This window comes from Thermoanaerobaculum aquaticum (genome assembly GCF_000687145.1).
Classification (GTDB): Bacteria; Acidobacteriota; Thermoanaerobaculia; order Thermoanaerobaculales; family Thermoanaerobaculaceae; genus Thermoanaerobaculum; species Thermoanaerobaculum aquaticum.
In genome coordinates, this window is sequence record NZ_JMFG01000008.1 from 193969 (window position 1) to 211593 (window position 17625).

The 17625-nt window shown below is 62.5% G+C and carries 16 protein-coding genes; 7 read left to right on the forward strand and 9 right to left on the reverse strand.

Annotation, left to right across the window (positions count from 1 at the left end; translation table 11 throughout):
* Positions 1-162: 162 nt before the first annotated feature.
* Positions 163-1989 (forward strand): phosphoenolpyruvate carboxykinase (ATP), encoded by a 1827-nt coding sequence (locus EG19_RS12355; protein ID WP_053334861.1) that lies wholly within the window; start codon positions 163-165, stop codon positions 1987-1989.
* A gap of 1 nt (position 1990) precedes the next feature.
* Here EG19_RS12355 and EG19_RS04105 read toward each other — a convergent pair whose 3' ends face one another.
* Together EG19_RS04105 and EG19_RS04110 are read right to left on the reverse strand one after the other, a co-directional pair.
* Positions 1991-3097 carry a response regulator gene (locus tag EG19_RS04105; RefSeq protein ID WP_038047755.1) on the reverse strand — a complete coding sequence of 369 codons (1107 nt, stop codon included), beginning with the start codon at positions 3095-3097 and terminating at the stop codon, positions 1991-1993.
* A 2-nt stretch (positions 3098-3099) separates the two neighbouring features.
* Positions 3100-3867 (reverse strand): UDP-2,3-diacylglucosamine diphosphatase, encoded by a 768-nt coding sequence (locus tag EG19_RS04110; RefSeq protein WP_038047757.1) that lies wholly within the window; start codon positions 3865-3867, stop codon positions 3100-3102.
* A 32-nt stretch (positions 3868-3899) separates the two neighbouring features.
* Here EG19_RS04110 and EG19_RS04115 point away from each other — a divergent pair, with 32 nt between their 5' ends.
* Genes EG19_RS04115 through EG19_RS04140 form a run of 6 tightly spaced genes read left to right on the forward strand, consistent with a single transcriptional unit; the run spans position 3900 to position 8711 of the window.
* Positions 3900-4865 (forward strand): complex I NDUFA9 subunit family protein, encoded by a 966-nt coding sequence (locus EG19_RS04115; protein ID WP_053334862.1) that lies wholly within the window; start codon positions 3900-3902, stop codon positions 4863-4865.
* Between the two features lie 47 nt (positions 4866-4912).
* The gene (locus EG19_RS04120; protein ID WP_038047759.1) at positions 4913-5425 is read left to right on the forward strand and encodes a thioredoxin family protein; all 513 of its coding nucleotides are present in this window, start codon (positions 4913-4915) and stop codon (positions 5423-5425) included.
* Positions 5422-6342, forward strand: coding sequence for an ABC transporter ATP-binding protein (locus EG19_RS04125; protein WP_053334863.1), 921 nt, complete (start codon positions 5422-5424; stop codon positions 6340-6342). The genes EG19_RS04120 and EG19_RS04125 overlap by 4 nt, the downstream gene beginning before the upstream one ends.
* A complete protein-coding gene (locus tag EG19_RS04130; RefSeq protein WP_038047761.1) occupies positions 6339-7052 on the forward strand; it encodes an ABC transporter permease in 714 nt (237 codons plus the stop codon). Before EG19_RS04125 ends, EG19_RS04130 begins: the two co-directional genes overlap by 4 nt.
* Entirely contained in the window at positions 7039-7551 is a 513-nt protein-coding gene (locus EG19_RS04135; RefSeq protein WP_081799896.1) for a thioredoxin family protein, read from the forward strand. Before EG19_RS04130 ends, EG19_RS04135 begins: the two co-directional genes overlap by 14 nt.
* Entirely contained in the window at positions 7548-8711 is a 1164-nt protein-coding gene (locus tag EG19_RS04140) for an MFS transporter (RefSeq protein ID WP_038047765.1), read from the forward strand. The genes EG19_RS04135 and EG19_RS04140 overlap by 4 nt, the downstream gene beginning before the upstream one ends.
* Before the next feature lie 142 nt (positions 8712-8853).
* On the opposite strand, the gene EG19_RS04145 is transcribed toward EG19_RS04140, so the two are convergent.
* The 7 genes from EG19_RS04145 to EG19_RS04175 form a co-directional block, all read right to left on the reverse strand.
* Positions 8854-9651 carry an SDR family oxidoreductase gene (locus tag EG19_RS04145; protein WP_053334864.1) on the reverse strand — a complete coding sequence of 266 codons (798 nt, stop codon included), beginning with the start codon at positions 9649-9651 and terminating at the stop codon, positions 8854-8856.
* A gap of 24 nt (positions 9652-9675) precedes the next feature.
* Positions 9676-11130, reverse strand: coding sequence for an aminoacyl-histidine dipeptidase (locus tag EG19_RS04150; RefSeq protein WP_038047767.1), 1455 nt, complete (start codon positions 11128-11130; stop codon positions 9676-9678).
* Between the two features lie 29 nt (positions 11131-11159).
* Positions 11160-12179, reverse strand: a complete 1020-nt coding sequence (locus EG19_RS04155; protein ID WP_038047770.1) for a hypothetical protein — start codon at positions 12177-12179, stop codon at positions 11160-11162.
* Positions 12179-13159: a class II fructose-bisphosphatase gene (gene glpX, locus EG19_RS04160; protein WP_038047772.1), complete on the reverse strand. Its 981-nt coding sequence runs from the start codon at positions 13157-13159 to the stop codon at positions 12179-12181. Before glpX ends, EG19_RS04155 begins: the two co-directional genes overlap by 1 nt.
* Positions 13160-13483: 324 nt before the next feature.
* Positions 13484-14068: a BON domain-containing protein gene (locus EG19_RS04165; RefSeq protein ID WP_038047775.1), complete on the reverse strand. Its 585-nt coding sequence runs from the start codon at positions 14066-14068 to the stop codon at positions 13484-13486.
* A gap of 44 nt (positions 14069-14112) precedes the next feature.
* Positions 14113-15834, reverse strand: a complete 1722-nt coding sequence (locus EG19_RS04170; protein ID WP_161685361.1) for a VWA domain-containing protein — start codon at positions 15832-15834, stop codon at positions 14113-14115.
* A 96-nt stretch (positions 15835-15930) separates the two neighbouring features.
* Positions 15931-17550, reverse strand: a complete 1620-nt coding sequence (locus tag EG19_RS04175) for a VWA domain-containing protein (RefSeq protein WP_038047780.1) — start codon at positions 17548-17550, stop codon at positions 15931-15933.
* Between the last annotated feature and the right edge of the window lie 75 nt (positions 17551-17625).

Here is a 17625-nt window from a genome sequence, read left to right on the forward strand (position 1 = left end):
GAGCGTGTGGGTTTCGCTGCGAGTTTGACAATAACGTAGCGCCGGCCCCACAGATGCAGCTAAGTCGCCCTCTTCTTACCGTCGGAGGTGGCGAAGCGCTTGTGCTTTTCGGGGGGTCGGTCGTAAGCTAGCCCTGCGGCGAAAGCCGCAAAGGAGAGCGGGATGGCCTCACCGTACGATCCTCTGGTGTACCGGCAGTTTGCCGAAAACTTCCGCCACGCCGTTACCGGCAAGAACATCGAGCACATCGGCATGGGCACTTTGCGGCGAAAGGCGTGGCGGACCGCCTTTCGCACCGCCCAGGGCTCCCCACTCTGGTGGTCGGCCATTTCTTCGCGCATGGCGGCCAAGACCGTGTACCTGGGCTCGGGGCCGGCCATCGTTTTGCCCAAACCTTCAGCCCAGCAGCTTTCCATTGTGGAAAAGGCACCGGAGCAACTGCACAAGGTGGTGCAGCTCCTGCACACCATGCCCTTTGTCCACGTGCGGCGGCAAATGGGCGACAACCCGGAGTTCAACCCCATTTGCAACCTTTACGTGTGCACCGCCGATCCCAAAAACTACCGCATTGCCTACGAGTGGGCCACCACCATGGGCGACGTCAAGAAAAACCGCCCGGGCCCCGAGTTTTTCATGGTGGACATCCCCATGGAGCACCAGCTGCGCATGCAAATCCTGGTGCTCCCCGAGTACGACATCAACATCGCTTTGGGTAGCGATTACACCGGCGAGTGCAAAAAGGGATTTTTGCGCCAGGCCATGTTCCGCGCCGATCAAATGGGCATGCTGGGGCTCCACGCGGGAACCAAAATCGTGCGGGTGCGGGATGCCGCTTCCGGCAAGCTCAAGACCTTTGCGGTGTTCATGTTTGGTCTCACCGCCACGGGGAAATCCACCTGGTCCTGTCACCAGCTTGGGCTTGATCCTGAGCAGGGAGAGGGCACCTGGGTGGCTCAGGATGACATCGTTTTCCTCCGCCGCGACGGCTCCTCTTACGGCACCGAGCAAAACTACTACGTGAAAACCGATGTGGATCCCCGCTTTCAGGAGGCCATGTACTCGGCGCTCACCCACCCCACGGCGCTTTTGGAAAACGTGATGGTCAACCACAAGGGCGAGCTGGATTTCCTGGACGAGCGCCTGGGAGAAAACGGGCGGGCGGTGATTAACCGCCACCAGCTCAAAGTCAAGCGGGGTAAAAAGTGGATTTCCATTTGCTATGAGTCCATCAACACCCCGCCCATTGAAGAGCTGGACGGCATCGTTTTTGCCTTCATTACCCGCCGCAACACCATCATGCCCTTTGCCCAGCGGCTAACCCCCGAACAAGGGGTTTTGGCTTACCTGTGGGGGGAATCCACCCACTCCTTTGCCACCGTGCCGGAAAAGGCCGGCGAGTCGGTACGCATCGTGGGCATGGACGACTTCATTATCGGTGCCCAGGGCCGTAAGGTGAACGTCTTTTACGACATCGTCATGGACCTGGTCCACCGTTACCCCGGTAAGGTGCACTTTTTCCAGTACAACACCGGCGGCATGGGGGAAATCATTGAGGTGGATCAAGCAACGGGCAAGAAAAAGCTGGTGCGCAAGGCGGAAAGGGTGCCCATTGACCTCATGGCAGCCCTCCAGCGGGCGCACCTGCGGGGAAACGCCGAACACGCCCCGGGTCGGCTGGGCACCGAGTACGTGGTGCGCTGCGAGGGCGTTGACCTCTCGGCCTGGGATCCAGCCCGGTTCTACAGCGAGGAGCAAATTGAGGCTTACGTGGCGGAGCTGGTGGCGGGACGAAGGGCCTTTACCGACGAAATCGCTGACCAGGGCTTGCGCAAGGACATTGTGGCTTTAGCCCATAGGGAGCTGGACCGCATTGCCGGCAGAATTTCCGCCAAAGCCGAGCGGTGGGCAGAAGCCCAAGCTTTGAGCCTCACCGCCGCCGAGGACCGGGCCCCCGGTTACGTGCTCCCCTGGCCCCGGGCGGTGCGGTAGGTTAGCTTTCCTCGGCGGCTGCTTCCAGCTCGGCGATCCGCTGGCGCACCAGCATTTCCGCCATATCGGGGATGACCTCCCAGGCCACCCGTTCCAGGATGGGGGTGGCCAGCTCCAGGACCTTGCGCGCCACCCGCTCCACATCGGCCTCGGAAAGCTCACCCACCGCCGGTGCCGTGCCGGCGGGAAGCTGCTTGAGCACCTCCGCCACCACCCTTTGCACCAGCCCGTCGAAATCCGCTTCGGCTACGGCGGAAGCAGCTTCCGCTGCACCGACCGGCGCGGGGAAACCCCCAGGGGGCACGGTTTCCACTTCCTCTTCCGGCGGGGTGGCCGGTGTAAAGCTTGCGGCCGCGGGTGCAACGGGGGGTTCTTCGTGAAAACCAAAGGGCGGAGCTTCGGCTTCCGCTGGTGGCACAGGAGCAATGGGTGTTTCCGCTAAGGTTTGCGCCGGCTCCTCCCAGGGAGCTTCCGGAGCCATGCTCGCCGGTGTCGGTGTGGGCGCGAAGGCTCCAGCCGGCGGCGTGGCCAGCTCGGGGGGCGGCGGAGGCGGCGGGGTGACGGCGCTTTGCATGCTGGAAGCGGTGAGCTCCAAACCGTGCTCCGGGATTTCCGGCGGTTTCTCGGGAGGAGGCACCATGCGGTCGAAACCGGTGGTGGTGAAATCCAGAGCCGGCACGCCCTCGGGCACACCCACCCCCATGATTTCCTCTTCGGAAGGGGGCGCCGGGGCCTGGGCGGCACGGGCGGTGAGCTCCTCCACGGTGGCAATGAGGGCCCGGGCTTCGAAGGGCTTGGTGACGATGGCATCGCAACCCGCCGCCAGGGCCCGGTCGCGGTCAAAGGGCTCGAAGGTGCCGGTGAGCAGCACTACCGGAATGTGCAGGGTTGCCGGGTCGCTCTTGAGCTTTTGGCAAATCTCATAGCCGGAAATGTCGGGCATCACCACATCGCAGAGCACCAGGTCCGGGCGCTCCTGGGGAAGCCTTTCCAACAGCTCGGTGCCCGAGCCCACAGCAACCACCTCAAAGTCGGTCTCGGCAAAAGTGAGCTCCACCACTTTTTGGATGGTGACGCTGTCATCAGCTAAAAGGATCTTTCTGCCCATACTCACCTCGCCATTTCTTGCCCTTGGTAGCAAAAAGGTTTGCCGTTGTCAACAAATTGGCCACCACCGCCTGCCCAGGAAAAGGAGCCATCGTCCTCAATATAAACCACAGTGCCCTCCTCCTGCCAGGCCGGTAGCACGTAGGCTTGTTTTTCCCCTTCCGCAAAGGACCAAAAGCGGTGGAAATGCCCCCAGAACACCACATCCACCCCGCAAGCAAAATGCTGCCTCGCTTCCCGCACCAGGTCTTGCTCCGGCAACACGCGGCGGTAGCTGAAGTTGGTTTTGGCTAGGGCTTGCTCGGTTCTGGTGACGATGCTCTGGGCCACCACCTTGGGGATCAGGCGGGCGCCCCAAAAAGCCAGGTGGCTTTTCGAAATCGTCCGCCAGAGGCGGTACTGGCGGTCCTGGCGGTTGATGAGGTCGCCGTGTTCGACCAAAAAACGGCGCCCCCCGGCGGCAAACCCGTAGGACGGCACAAACCGATCGCGATAGGGGTCCATGGCTTCGGTGTGCAAGAAGAAGTCGCGGTTGCCCTCCACCCAAACCACCCGCACCCCACGTTGGCGCAGCTGGGCGAAAAGCCCCAGGGCCTCGCGGACGGAAGGCGACCAAAAACGCGGCAGGCCCACCAGCGTGCGGAACACATCGCCGGCAAGCACCAGCTCTCCCACCTTTCGGTGCGGCAGTTCCACTAAAAGCGCGGCAAACCTTTGGTAGTCGCCCGCCACCTGCCCCAAATGCAAGTCTGCAAGCAACGCTCGCCGCATACCGCATGCTACCATCCACGGCGGTGACGACCATGCCGACCGGTGAGAAGCCCCGCCGCACCCGCAAAAAGCAACCGGAACCGGAGCTTTTTGCCCCGGCACCGGCAGCCCAAAAGGTTTTAGTTACGGGCGCTACGGGCTTTGTGGGGAAAGCGGTGGTGAAGGAGCTGCTAGCCCGGGGGTATCAGGTGGTGGCCCTTGCCCGCAGGCTTCCACAAGCCCCACCCCAGGAAGGCCTCGTGCGCGTGGCCGCCGATGTTTCTTCTCCCGGCTGGGAACGGTGGGCGGAGGGCTGTACCGCCGCTATCCACCTGGTGGGGATCATCCGAGAAAACCCCAAATCGGGCGTGACGTTCCGTCGGGCGCACGTGGAGGCCACCGCCCGGGTGTTGGAAGTGTGCCGTAATTTGGGCATCCAACGCTACCTTCACATGTCGGCAGCGGGAGCAAAGCTCGATGGCCTCACGCCCTACCACCGCACCAAAGCAGAGGCGGAAGAGCTGGTGCGGGCATCAAGCCTTGCGTGGACCATCTTCCGGCCCTCGGTGATCTTTGGCCCCGGCGATGGGTTCACCACCACCCTGGCGCAGGTGGTGGGTCGCTTCCCCATCGTTCCCGTGTTTGGGGATGGCTCCTACCCGCTTCAGCCCGTGGCCGTAGAGGAGGTTGTCCAGGCGTTCGTGGAAAGCCTGGAAAAGCCCGAAGCGGTGCACCAGATCATCGAGCTGGGGGGCCCGGAGGTTTTGAGCTACCTGGAGGTCCTCCGGCGGGTGGCCAGGTCCCTGGGCAAGAAACGGATTTTCCTGCGGGTTCCGCTGGGGCTTGCTCGCTTTGGGGTGCGCCTTGCCGCGGCGATCCTGACAAACCCGCCCATCACCCCCGACGAGCTCACCATGCTTATTTCCGGCAACCGCGCTGACAACACCCTGGCGCACGAGCTTTTCAGCTTGCCAAACAAGCGGTTTACCGGCGTTCCCCAGGCACCGGCCGCGGTTTAGCCCTTGCCCTTTTGCCGGGTAAAATGTCAAGCCGTTGGAGGCCCTCAATGGCAACCAGCGAAAAAGACCTCATGGCCGCCTGTTTTGCTTTTTTTGCGGTATTTCTGGCCGTCACAGCCGGCGTTCCTGCCCCGGCCTCGGCGGCTTCGGAAGATGCGGAGCTCATCCGCTGGCTCACGCCGGAGGAGCTGAAGGCTCTGCCGCCCCAGCAAAAACCGATCCTCTTTGACTTCACCGCCAGCTGGTGCCGGCCCTGCCAGCTGCTCGACAAAGAGGTCTTCCGCGACAAGCACCTGGCCAAGTTCATCAGCGAGAAGTTTGTGACGGTCAGGGTCTGGGATCGGCGGCGGGAAGACGGCCACAACCCGGAGCTCGTGGACAAGCTGAAGCAGCTTTACGGGATCAACTCCTTCCCAACGCTGGTGATCACCGACGTGCAGGGCGTGCCACTGGTACGCACCTCGGGCTATGGCCCCGGGATGCAGCAGCTCATTTACCAGGTGCTGCTGGATGGATTGCGGGAGTTCAAAAAAGCAAACAAGGAGAAGCGAAAGCCATGAGCGCCAACCCAGACCATCCCCTCGTCCGGGTGGAAGCGGTAAGCAAGCGGTTTGGCCGCCGGCGCCCGGTGCAGGCGCTTTCGAGCGTGAGCTTTGAGGTGCAGCAGGGCGAGGTTTTTGGCCTCATTGGCCCCAACGGCGCCGGCAAAACCACGTTGCTTTCATGTCTTTTGGGCTTTTTGAAGCCGGATGAGGGGCACATCACGGTGGCTGGCCTCCCTCCCGACGCTTTAGCGGTGCGCCGGCAAACCGGCTACCTCCCCGAGCGGGTGGGGTACGCCCCGGAGCTCACCGGCGAGGCCTTTTTGCTGCTCCACGCCAGGCTTTTGGGGTTGCCCGAGCCGCAAGCAAAAGACCGCGTCTTTGAGCTTGCCCAGCGCTTTGGGCTTGGGGAAAGCGATTTGAAACGCCGGCTGCGCACCTACTCCCGGGGCATGCGCCAGCGGGTGGGTATGGCCCAGGCCCTTTTGGGCGAGCCGGCCATCCTGTTCCTGGACGAACCTGCCTCGGGGATGGACCCCCAGGGGGTCATGCTGGTGCGGGAGGTCATCCTGCAAGCCAAGGCCCGGGGTGCCACGGTGGTGTTGAACTCCCACCAGCTGGCCGAGGTGGAGCGGGTTTGCGACCGGGTGGCGTTTATCAAAGCCGGCAAGCTAGAGCGGGTGGAGGCCCTGCGCGAGCCGGAGCACACCCGCTACCTCATCAAAACCGACCCGCAAGCCTTGCCCGCAGCTTTGGAGGCCCTGCAAAAGCTGGGGGTGGAGGTCTTCCCCGGGCGCGACGGGGAAGTGACGGTGCGGCTGCTCAAAAGCCAGATCCCCGCACTGGCCCCCGCTTTGGTTTCCGCCGGCGTGCCGGTTTTAGCCCTGCAACCGGCGCCGGCGCAACTGGAAAAGCTCTTCGTGGAGGAAGCATGAACTGGCCCCTGGTTTTGCACACCTTCCGCCAAAGGCTTTTTCGGCCCGTTCCGCTTTTCGTGGCCCTGGGCACCTTCGTTTTGCCCCTGGTGACGAGCATTTTTGAAAAGGACGATCTCACCCCCGAGCAGCTTCCCTTTTTTGTTCCCATTTTGAGTTGGGCCTTGGCTGCCGGTGTGGTGGGCAGAGAAATGGAAAACGGCAGCCTGCATCTACTTTTAGCGCGGCCTTTGAGCCGCTCGTGCTACCTGTTTTCTCGGCTTTCCGGCACGTGGCTAGCGTTTTTCCTAGTGGTCTTTGCTAGCTGGTTTGCAACCATCGGTGCGGTAGCGTTATTGGGCGGGTCGCTAGAAGTGGCCACGAGCTCTGCGCGGCTTTTTTCGCTTTTACTCCTGGGTACTTGGTGGATCGTGCTAATTTTGGCACTTTCCACTACGGCTCCGGGGTATTCCGATTTGGGCTTGCTTTTACTTCTTATCATCTTTCCTATGCTACCGGCGGGACTGGGGAAGCTCTTGGAGCTTGGGTGGTTGCAGGAGGCCGGGTTTTTCCTCGCCAAGCAAGTTTTGAATGAAGTCAGAATTTTCGATTGGGCATTTTCCGATTCGGATTGGCGAGCGTTGCTTCGCTATGCCAGCAACGTCGCCCTGGTGCTAGGCGCAGCGTTTTGGTACTTCAACCGTCGGGAGCTGGGCTATGGTCGCGACTAACCCGAAACAGTCGCAAACCCCTTGGTTCCTTTTGGGACTGGCCGCTGTGCTTCTGGTCTTGCGGGTGGTTTTCCCCGAGTCGTCAGTGCCCTTGGAAGCGGAAAAGGGCCCGGAAATTCCCGAAAAAGTCCAGTGGCTAACCCCCGATCAGGTACCTGCAAACCCATCCAAGCCCTTGCTTTACGACTTTACCGCCAGGTGGTGCACTCCCTGCCGACAGCAGGCCAAAGAGGTATTTGCCGACGAGAAGACCGCGGCCTTTATTAACGAACACTTCCTGCCGGTGAAGGTGGCCGATGAACGCCGGAGCGAAAAGGCTGTCGCTGAGCTTTTCGGCCGTTACGGGGTGAGGGGTTTCCCTACGCTGGTGGTGGCCGACAGCAACGACCAGGAATTAGCGCGGCAACAGGGGTACTCGGGAAAGAGGAAAACCGAAGCCTTTCTCAAGAAAGCCCTTGAAAAAGCGGCCAACAACACGGCCTCGTCGGAACGAAAATGAAAGCCCGCCTGGCCCTTGGCTTTGTGAGCCTCATGGGGTTGGTGAGCCTCTTCGCCGACCTCACTTACGAAGGGGCCCGGGGCATCACGGGACCCTATTTGGCGGTCCTGGGAGCTTCTGCCTTAGCGGTGGGCTTTGCTTCCGGCTTTGGGGAGTTCGTGGGCTACGCTTTGCGCCTGGCCAGCGGTTGGCTGGCGGATCGCACCCGCAGCTACTGGACCTTCACGTTTTTGGGCTATTCCATAAACCTCGCTGCGGTCCCGCTTTTGGCCTTCACCCACCGCTGGGAGTGGGCCGTGGCTTTGCTGGTGGCGGAACGGTTTGGCAAGGCCATCCGCACGCCAGCCCGCGACGCCCTGCTTTCCCGCGCCACCGCGGTCATGGGCCACGGCAAAGGCTTTGGCCTTCATGAGCTTTTGGACCAAATTGGGGCGGTGGCCGGACCCTTAGCGGTAGCTGCGGTGTTGGCCAAAGGTTGGGGCTTTCCCGCGGCGTTTTTGCTGCTGGCTGCCCCAGCCCTGGCGGCGCTGGCCACCCTTTTTGCTTCCCGCCTCCTGTGGAACCAGGCCCCTACGGATGTTGCCATCCCCGCACAAACCGGGGATGGACCGCACTCCCTCCCTTCGGGCTTCCGCTGGCTTTTGCTGTTCGTGGCCTTGCACGTGGCGGGTTTTGCCCACTTTCAGCTCATCGCTTATCACCTGGAAACCCACAAAGTGCTGGAAACCCCGGTCATTCCCCTGCTTTTCGCCTTGGCCATGCTGGTGGATGGGGTTTTGGCGCTCCCGGCGGGCTGGCTTTTTGACCGCGTGGGTTTGCGCGGCTTGGGCTTAGCCCCGGTGCTGGCCGCTCCTGTGGCGCTTTTGGCGTTTTCCTTTAAGCCCTGGGCCGCGGTTGTAGGGGTGGGCTTGTGGGGAGCAGCTATGGGGCTCCAGGAAACCACATTCAAGGCTGCCATTGCTCACGCCGTGCCTTCCGGGCGCCGGGGGACCGCCTTTGGCGTGTTCCACGGGGTTTACGGCGCCGCCTGGTTTCTGGGAAGCCTGGCTCTAAGCGCGCTATACGCGCAAGGTATCTGGCCCTTGGTAGTTTTCACCCTCATTGCGCAAGTAGCGGCCTTGGTGACGCTCCCCCGCATGCTGGCGAAGTTCAAAACGTAGTCTCACACTTACGCTTTGTCGTATTTCGCCGGCGCAGGGGCGCCGGCCCCACAAAAAAATGTGGGACCCGCGCTCCGTCGCGGGTTTTGCAGGAAGCGTAAGAAGCCGCCGCAGGAGCGGCGGCCCCACTTGCGGAGCCGGGTTACTCTCCTAGCTCACCGTCCACGAAACGGCGGAGGTTGGGGAAGCCTTCCAGCCACAAACCGCCGTCAACGGTCCAGCAGTCGCCGGTGACGTAGGGGTGCCGGTCGGTCACCAAATCGCAGGCGAGAAACGCCACCTCCTCGGTGCTGGCAAGGCGACGCAAGGGCACCTTTTTGGCCAGCAGCGCTTGCACCGCCGGGTCGGCATAGCCCAGGTTTTTGGCCGCGTCCTCGGTGACCATGATGCCGGGAGCCAGGGCGTTGACGCGAATGCCGAATTTTCCCCACTCCATGGCCAAACTGCGGGTCATGGCGAGCACTCCGGCTTTGGCGGAAACGGAGTGCACCACTCCTGCCGCGCCGGTCCAGGCGTAGGTGGCAATGATGTTGAGGATGGAACCAGGCTGCCCCTGAGCAATCCAGCGCTTGCCCACCTCCTGGGAGAAATGCCAGGTGCCGTCCAAAACGATGCCCCGCACCGCTTCCCAGCCCTTGGGGGAAAGCTCCTCGGCTTTCACCACAAAGTTGCCAGCGGCGTTGTTGACCAAAAGCGCAACGCGGCCAAAGCGGTTTTCAGCAGCATCTACCGCCGCTTTCACTTGCTCCCGGTCCCGCACATCGCAAACCGCAGTGAGAACCTGGATGCCTTCGCCGGTGAGTGTGCGGGCAGCGGCGTCCAGATGCTCCTGCTTGCGGCTGGCAATAACCACCGGATAGCCCCGCCTTCCCAGCTCCCGGCTGATAGCCAAGCCCAAACCCGTACCTCCGCCGGTGACAATGGCTGCACCTTTTTCCATGGGTCCCTCCCCAACCGGTGGGCTTTAGGCCATGGCCGCCAGGATGGCCTTGAGCAAGCGGTAGAAGTTGGCCACCGTGGGGATCTTCACGCGCTCGTCGGGGGAGTGCGGGGATTCGATTTGCGGTCCCAGCGAGAGCATGTCCATTCCGGGGAACTTCTCACCAATGAGCCCGCACTCCAAGCCCGCATGGATGGCCTTCACTTCCGGCTCCCGGCCAAACTCCCGCTGGAACACCTCCCTGGCCAACTGGAGCACCGGGGAGTTGGGGTTGGGTTTCCACCCGGGGTAGCCGTCGTGCACCTCTACCGCGGCGCCTGCCAGCTTGAAGACCGCCTCCACCTGCTGGAGGGTGGCCCGCAACGAAGGCATCACCGAGGACCTGCTGGAGGTCACCACCTTCACCTGGGACCCCTCGGTGGTGACCACCGCCAGGTTGTTGGAGGTTTCCACCAGGCCCGGCACCGCCCGGCTCATGGCCAACACCCCATGGGGGCAGGCCAAGAGCGCGTCCAGGATGCGGTTGCTGTCGCCAGCAGAGAAGACCTGGCTAGCCGCGGCTTCCCCAATTTCCACCCGTTGCCCGGGATCAATTTCGCCGTACTCCTCTTTCAGAACGGCTGCCGCTTCCTCCATGGCCTGGCGCGCTTTCGCGGCATCGGCAGCAGGAAGCGTGATGACCGCATCGGCTTCGCGGGGGATGGCGTTGTGCTTGCTACCACCGGAAACGGCGGCAATACGAAGCTCAGCGCTGGCCTTGCGGGCCGCGGCCACAACCCTTGCCAGGAACTTCAGGGCGTTACCGCGGTTTTCGTGAATGTCCACACCGGAATGGCCACCCTTGAGGCCGCGCACCCGCACCCCCAACGCCACGTGCCCGGCCGGTACGGGCTCCCACTGTACGGTGAAAACCGAATGGGCATCGGCACCGCCGGCGCAACCAATGTAAAAGGCCCCGTCTTCTTCGGTGTCCAGGTTTAACAGCGTTTTACCGGTAACCAGGCCGGGATCGAGCTTGGCGGCGCCGGTGAGACCGGTTTCCTCGTCCACCGTGAACAAAAGCTCCAGCGGCCCGTGCACTGCCTCGGGGTCCTCGGCAATGGCCATGGCTGCCGCTACCCCAATGCCGTTGTCCGCACCCAGGGTGGTGCCGGTGGCGTACACGTAATCGCCCACAATCCGCGGTTGGATGGCATCCTTAAAGAAGTCAAAGGTCACATCGGAGTTTTTCTCCGCCACCATGTCCAGGTGACCCTGGAGAACCACGGTAGGAGCGCTTTCATGCCCGGGAGTAGCCGGCACCTTCACCACCAGGTTGCCGGCAGCATCCTCCCGCACTGCAAAGCCCTTCGACTGGGCCCAACGCTTGACGTGTTCGCGGATCCTTTCCTCGTGTTTGGAAGGCCGAGGAATCTTAAGGATTTCCTCAAAGTGCTGCCACACCAACGAAGGTTGCAAATGTGCCAACGGACGGTCCATGGTTTCCTCCCTTGCCGGCCGATTGTAGCCTAGCGGCGCTTATCCCGAAAAACCTCCAGCACCCGCTCCCGGGCGGCCTTGTTGTCCGGGTGATCAGGCCAGGTGCGGTTGAAGATGGCCGCGGGAGCGCCGTAGCCCTGCAGCTGTGCCGCCGCCAGCGGCCACACCGGCGCGTAGCTTTGGCGCAAAACCTTCAAAAGGCCCGTGCGGAGATCCCCATTGGCCAAGGAAGCGGCGTTGTGGAGGAAAAGCCCCCAGCCGTCGGGAGTGCGGCAGAGGTTGGAAACAAAAGCGTCTACGGAGTTGATGGCGGTTTCCATGATCCAAGGGCCGGTGGGGGCCCGTTCCCCTTGCACCACCGGCACCACCTGAGACAGCGTGATGGCCTCAAACACCCTCACCAACTTGGAGCGGTGTTCAAAGCGGGTGGTCAGGGGCCAAAGCGCCACCAGGTACGAGAGGTCCTCCGGCTGGGCCAGGCGCGCAACGGCCTCCAGACACTCCTCGGGTTTGGCTTTGAACGTGAACCCCGAACGGTGGGGAAGCCCGGAAGCTTCCAGGTAAGAGTTCACCCACAGGGCTACCAGCGGTTGCTCCCGGGTAGCCGCCATGAGCTCTTTGGTGCGAGCGGCAAGCTGCTGCCAGTGAGGGCCCGTGGCGGGGACCGCCGAAGGCGCTGGGGGCAAAAGCCCGATGAGCTGGTAAAACCCCACCACCGCAGCCAGCTTGTCCTTGACGTTGCCCTTTTCAAAAGCCCAGAGGTACAGGGGCAGCAGTTGCGGATCGTGGTAGTAACAGGCGGAAAGCAGAACAGAAACCCGCTGGTCCGGGGTCAGCGCGCCCTTTTCAAAGCGCGCCAAGATCTGACTGGGTCCCGGCCCGCGGGTGAGCAGCTCTTCCCCCGCTTCCTTCCTGATGGCCGCCAGCATGTTCCCATCCCGCTGGGCCCCCACCCCGGGCCAATAGGAGGCATCGGGAAAGCGCTTGACGGAATCAGGAACCGGGATAACCCCGGCAAAAGCCGTGGCCAGCAGGGTTGCGGCCAGCACTAGCGCAGCACCTCCAAATGCCCGTCTTCCTCCATGTACACGGTGTCCACAAAGCGGATGGTCTTGGAGGCCAGTGACATCAGCACCGAAGAAACCCGCACGCCCCCACCGAAAAAGCGCACGCCCTCCAGGAGATCGCCTTTGGTGACGCCCGAGGCCACAAACACCACGTCATCACCGGAGGCCAGCTCCTTTTCGGTGTACACGTGGTCCACATCGCTGATGCCAACCTCCTCCAGCCGGCGCCGGTGCCAGTCCTCCAAAACCACCAGCCGCCCTTGCATTTCCCCGTTGAGACAGCGCAGCGCTGCAGCGGTCAAGACCCCCTCCGGGGCGCCGCCAATCCCCATCACCACGTGCACGCCGGTACCGCGAATCGCGGCGGCAAGACCCGCGGAAAGATCGCCATCACCGATGAGCTTGATGCGGGCACCGGCCGCCCGGATGTCGGCGATGAGCTTTTCATGCCGGGGGCGGTCCAGCACCACCACCACCAGGTCCTCCACATCCCGGTCGTACGCCTTGGCAATGCGCTGCAGGTTGTCCTTCACCGGCGCGTCAATGTCAATGCAGCCGCGGGCCGTGGGCCCCACTACGATCTTTTGCATGTAAATGTCGGGAGCGTACAAAAGGCCACCCTTGGAGGCAGCCGCCAACACCGAAATGGCGTTGGCGGCTCCGGTGGCGCAGAGGTTGGTGCCCTCCAGAGGGTCCACGGCAATGTCAATTTCCGGCATGCCCAGCTTGCCTTCCTTGTCCCGCCCGACCTTTTCACCGGTGTACAGCATGGGAGCCTTGTCCCTCTCGCCTTCGCCGATGACCACCGTGCCGTTGATGGTCAAGTTGTCGAGCTCTTTGCGCATGGCCTCCACCGCCACCTTGTCCGAGTGCTTGCGATCCCCCCGACCCATGGTGCGGGCCGCAGCAATGGCCGCCATTTCCGTAACCCGCAAAAAATCAGGCTCCAGGCTGATATCCATAGAAACCTCCCGTTGCCGCATTATGCCAGTGCCGTCGCAAAAACCCAACTTCCCATCGCCGGCTGGACCCAAACACGGGTACGGATTTTTTACCTTCCGGACTCGAGAAAACTGGCGCACTGCGCAGTACCTCTGGGCTGCCACCCTCCGCGCTGGTAGCGAGCAAGTTTGCGGCCTTTTGAGAAGAATGCGTTTTGACTTGGGCGTCAGGAGCTGGCTCGCGGCAATAACAGCCCTAAAGTTTGGGCCTGAGAGGCGGTGGAGGGAAAGAGCCTGCGTCGTCTAAGGCCGAGCCCAGGAGCCCCATGGAAAGAGCTTCCCGGGCTAGTTAGCCACACGCAAGAGGTTATGGACCTCCACCGCGCCGGGGACAGCTTTGGCGGTTTTTTCGGCCAAGGTTTTTTGCTCCTTTTCCTTCACGGTTCCCGAGAGGCTCACCACCCCCTCGGCGGCTTCCACTTCCACCTGGAAGGCGGCAACCCCCATGACCTCCAACAGCTTAGCTTTGATCTTGGCTTCCAGAAGCGCATCGGCGGTTTCCTGCTCCACCATGCGGGCTGCCCGGCTTACCGGGCCTCCGCCAGGAGCTTCAGCTACCCGAACGCGGTTTTCGACTTTGGTCACACCCGAGACCGACCGCGCCACCTCTTCCGCTAAGGACTGGTACCCGCGGCTGGAAACCACCCCTTCTAACGTCACGGTAGTGCCGGAAGCCTCCACCTCCACCTTCAAGGCTTCCTTCTTGAGGTGCTCCAGGAGCGCCACCTTCACTTTGGCCTCCAGAAGCGCCTCTTCCAGGGTTTGGCCGACTTTGGAGGCGGCGCTATCTAAAGCCTCGCCCACTCGCTGCAGGGGACCTGGGGTGGGAGGCGGTGCGGCCAGCGCCAAAACTAAGAGAAGCGAAGTCATAGTGCTAGCCTAGCCCCAAACCGCGAATACCGAAGTAAGCCCCATCACTTAAGCTCCGGATGCACGGCCCTTCGCACCGCGGCAAAGCCCGCCTGGTTGGTGAGCACGTCGCGCACCCCCACGCTAATGCGGTAGGTGCCCGGCTCCAGAAGCAGCGAGGCCGTTACCGTGAAGTACTTATCCTGGGCAGCTTCGTACTCCGCTTTGGGGATCCTGACGTCGTGTTGGCGCCGCTGCAGGTCCGACTGCTTGCCCTCATCGTCCCGGGCCGCGTAGTACACCATCATGGAGCCCACAAAGTCGTCACCCGAAGGCACCAGCGCCAGCTTGCGAATGGGCACGCGGATTTCCACCGGCAGCGTCCAGTAGCGATCCGAGGCCGGGGCTGGCTCCCCGGTGCGCAGCTCGATGTCCAGGGGGTTGTCGTCCAAATCGAACGCCAACCCCGTGATGACCCGATCGGCAATACGCGTAGGCAGTGATTTTTCGATGAAGGTCCGGCGGTAGGAAAGCTGGTACTCGGGGTGGTTTTTGACCTTCACCTCGATGCGGTGAATGCGGTCCTCACCGGTAGGGATCAGCCTGTACCCCAGCGAGTAGTAGGTTTCAAAATCGGTGGCAATTTTCTCCAGCCCCGGTCCCACGTCGTTGGTGTTCACAATGGCAATGCCGCCGGTTTGCTCGGCCATGTACACCAGCGAATCCTGGTAGTTGGAGCGAGCAATGGACGCCGCTAGGGTTGACCGGGGGGCGCGGTTTTCCGCTTCAATTCCCAGCTCCGACTCCAGGCCCCGCGCGTCCACGGTGTACAACGTGATGTTGGCCGCGGCGGCGGTATTCACCAAGCTGCGAAACATCTCGGTGGCATCGAACTCCCGGGACTGGGAAACGGCTCCCGTTTCCCGGTAGCTTTCCTGAATTTCGTAAAAGAGCTCCAAGCCGGGAGACATGGGGAGCCCATCGGACACGTAAATGATGGCCTTTTTGCCAGGGAGCCCCGCCATCATGGTCATGATGTCCTGCAGGGCCCGCACCGAGAAAATCAAGGTGTTGCGCTGTTCCCGGGCAAACGCCCGGGCCCGCCCCATAGCCCGCTCCAGGGTATCGGGGTTGTTGGCGTTCTGGTGGATGAAGTCCTCGATGTCCTTGCGCGTGGACATCATATCCGAGCGGCCACCGGTGTACTTGCGCAGCCCCCGCAAGGCGTCGGCCACCTCCTGCGGGTCAGAGGTGAACGGTTGAAGGATCTTAAGGCTCTTTTGAAAGGAAGCCACCATCACCTGGTCCGGCGCGTGCAGGTTCTCGTTGACAAACTCCACCAGCCTGGTGATCACCCGGTTGCGGTTTATGGGGTGGATGTTTTCGTTGTCCACGTAAAGCGTCAGGAAACGCGGCTCCCGTTTGGGAGGAGCTTCTTCCGGGGCTGCAGTAGGCGTGGGGACAGCCGTTGGCGCAGGGGTAGGTGTGGGTGTTGGCGCGGGCTCCCGCCTTTCCACCTTGCGGGTATACACCGCAAAGTTCGTGATGTCTTGAGGCTTGCCATCTTGGAAAACGAGAAAATCGTCCTTCGTAAGGCCCAAAACCGGCCCGTTCTTGTCCCGCACCGACACGTCCACGTTGACGATGGTGATTTCGGTAACGTCGAAAAACCGCAAGCCCCCCACCTGCTGCTCCGGGGGTTTTTGCGCCGGGGGCACATCCTGCCCAAAGGAAGGCCAGGCCAAAGCCAGGGAGAGCAACAACCACCACTGCACTCGTGTCCGCACGTTTCCCCTCCGCTTGCAGTTTAACAGCCCCAGCCTTTGTGTTTCCCTCTGAGGCGCAAGAGCCGCGGTGCCGACAAGCCCGCAGCCTGCTGCACGCTAGAGCTTCAGGGCCGCCATCACCGTGGAGGTGGCTTTCGCCAGGGTGTCCTCCACCGCCACCCGCAGCGACTGCTCGCCGCCTTCCAGCTCCAGGGTAAAGCGGTAGGCGAAGTAGCCCCGCCGCCGCGCGTCCTCCACTTGATTGTTGGGAAGCTCCAGCGGGACCAGCTGATGGGCGAGCTCCGACTGGTTTCCCGCCGCATCCACCACCAAAATCACCACCTGCACCTGCCCCCAGTGGGTGTTTCCTCGCGGCAGCAGCGTGAGCTTCGCATAAGGAATCCGGAGCTCCGCACCCATGCGGTACACCCGCATGCCCCTGGCCCCCACCCGGAGCTTGGAGGTGGGCTTGTCCAGCACCAAAACCAAGCCCAAATCGTTGCTTTGCTCGCCTAACAGTAGGCCAGCGCGGATGCGGTCGGCGTCCCGCTCAGCTATTGGCCGGTCCACGTACTCCCGGCGGTAGGTGAGCTGGTACTCCGGATGCCCCACCACCTCCACGCGGATGGTGTGGCGCTTGCCATCGCCGGCGTGGGGTGGCTGGAAGGCCAAGGAGTAATAGGTGGCGGTAATGCGCTCCACGTCCGCCAAGGCAGCGCCGGCATCGGTGGAAAAGATGGCCTCACCGCCGGTGAGGCGCGCCGCTTGAATGAGGGTGTCCTTGCGGTCCGCTTCCCGCCAAAAGGCGGCGTTACCCACATCCCCGCTTTCTAGCGGCGAGGAGCGCTGGGAAGCATCGGCGGTGGTGAGCTGGGTGCCCGAAGGGTCAAGGGTGTACAGGGTGTACTCCGCCTCGGCGGCCTGCAGGGCGGTTTTTCCCAGAAGCCCGGCGTGCCGGTATTCCGGGGGCGTGTCCTGCCAAAAGTCGTAATCCCGGTAAATGGGGACGTTTTCCGCCCGGGGGAAACCCGGCGAGACAAGCACCGCAATCTTCCGAGCGGGCACCTTGGCGTAGCGTTGCAGCGCTGCGGAAAACGCCCTTTCCAAACGGGAAACCATTTGCCGCATTTCAAACCAGTACTCCTGGTTCTGTGCCCGCCGGTACTGGTAGGTGGACCAGGTTTCCCGCGCCGGCACATCCCGCACATCAAAGGCCGAAAGGCGAATTTGCCGCTGCAGACCGGTGGCCGAAAGCCGCAACACCTCCTTAAGCGCCCGCAGCAAACGCTCGCTGGAAGCGGTGGGCTCGGTGTGCACCCGCAGGGTGCCGTCAAAGCTCACGATGGCCACCTCCTGCCCGGGGGGCAGACCGCCCTCCAGCATGTCCTGGACGGTGTTCACCACCGTGCGTTTGTCAGTTTCGGTCATGAGGTAAAGGTCAAAGAACAAAACCACCAGCCGGGGCATGGGCTGCCCCACCAGGGAGGGGTCCTTGGCCTGGCTCACCTGCCCACCCTCCACCGCCAGGAAGTTGGTGATGGTTTGCTCCTGATCGTCCTCCCAAAGGCGGAAGTCTTTGGCTTGCAGCCCGTTAACCGGGAGTCCCTGGGCGTCTTTCACCACCACGTCCACGGTGACGTTGTTCACCGTCACCTCGCTGATGAACTTGGGTAGCGACTCCTGCGCCCCGGCTACCCAAGGGAAAAGCCCAAGCAAGAAAACCCATGCGCGTCTCACGGCTCGTCCTCCCATCCGTCAGCGTTAAGCAAGACCCGTGCCATTGGGTTCGCAGCAACCCCTGCTATGGTACAC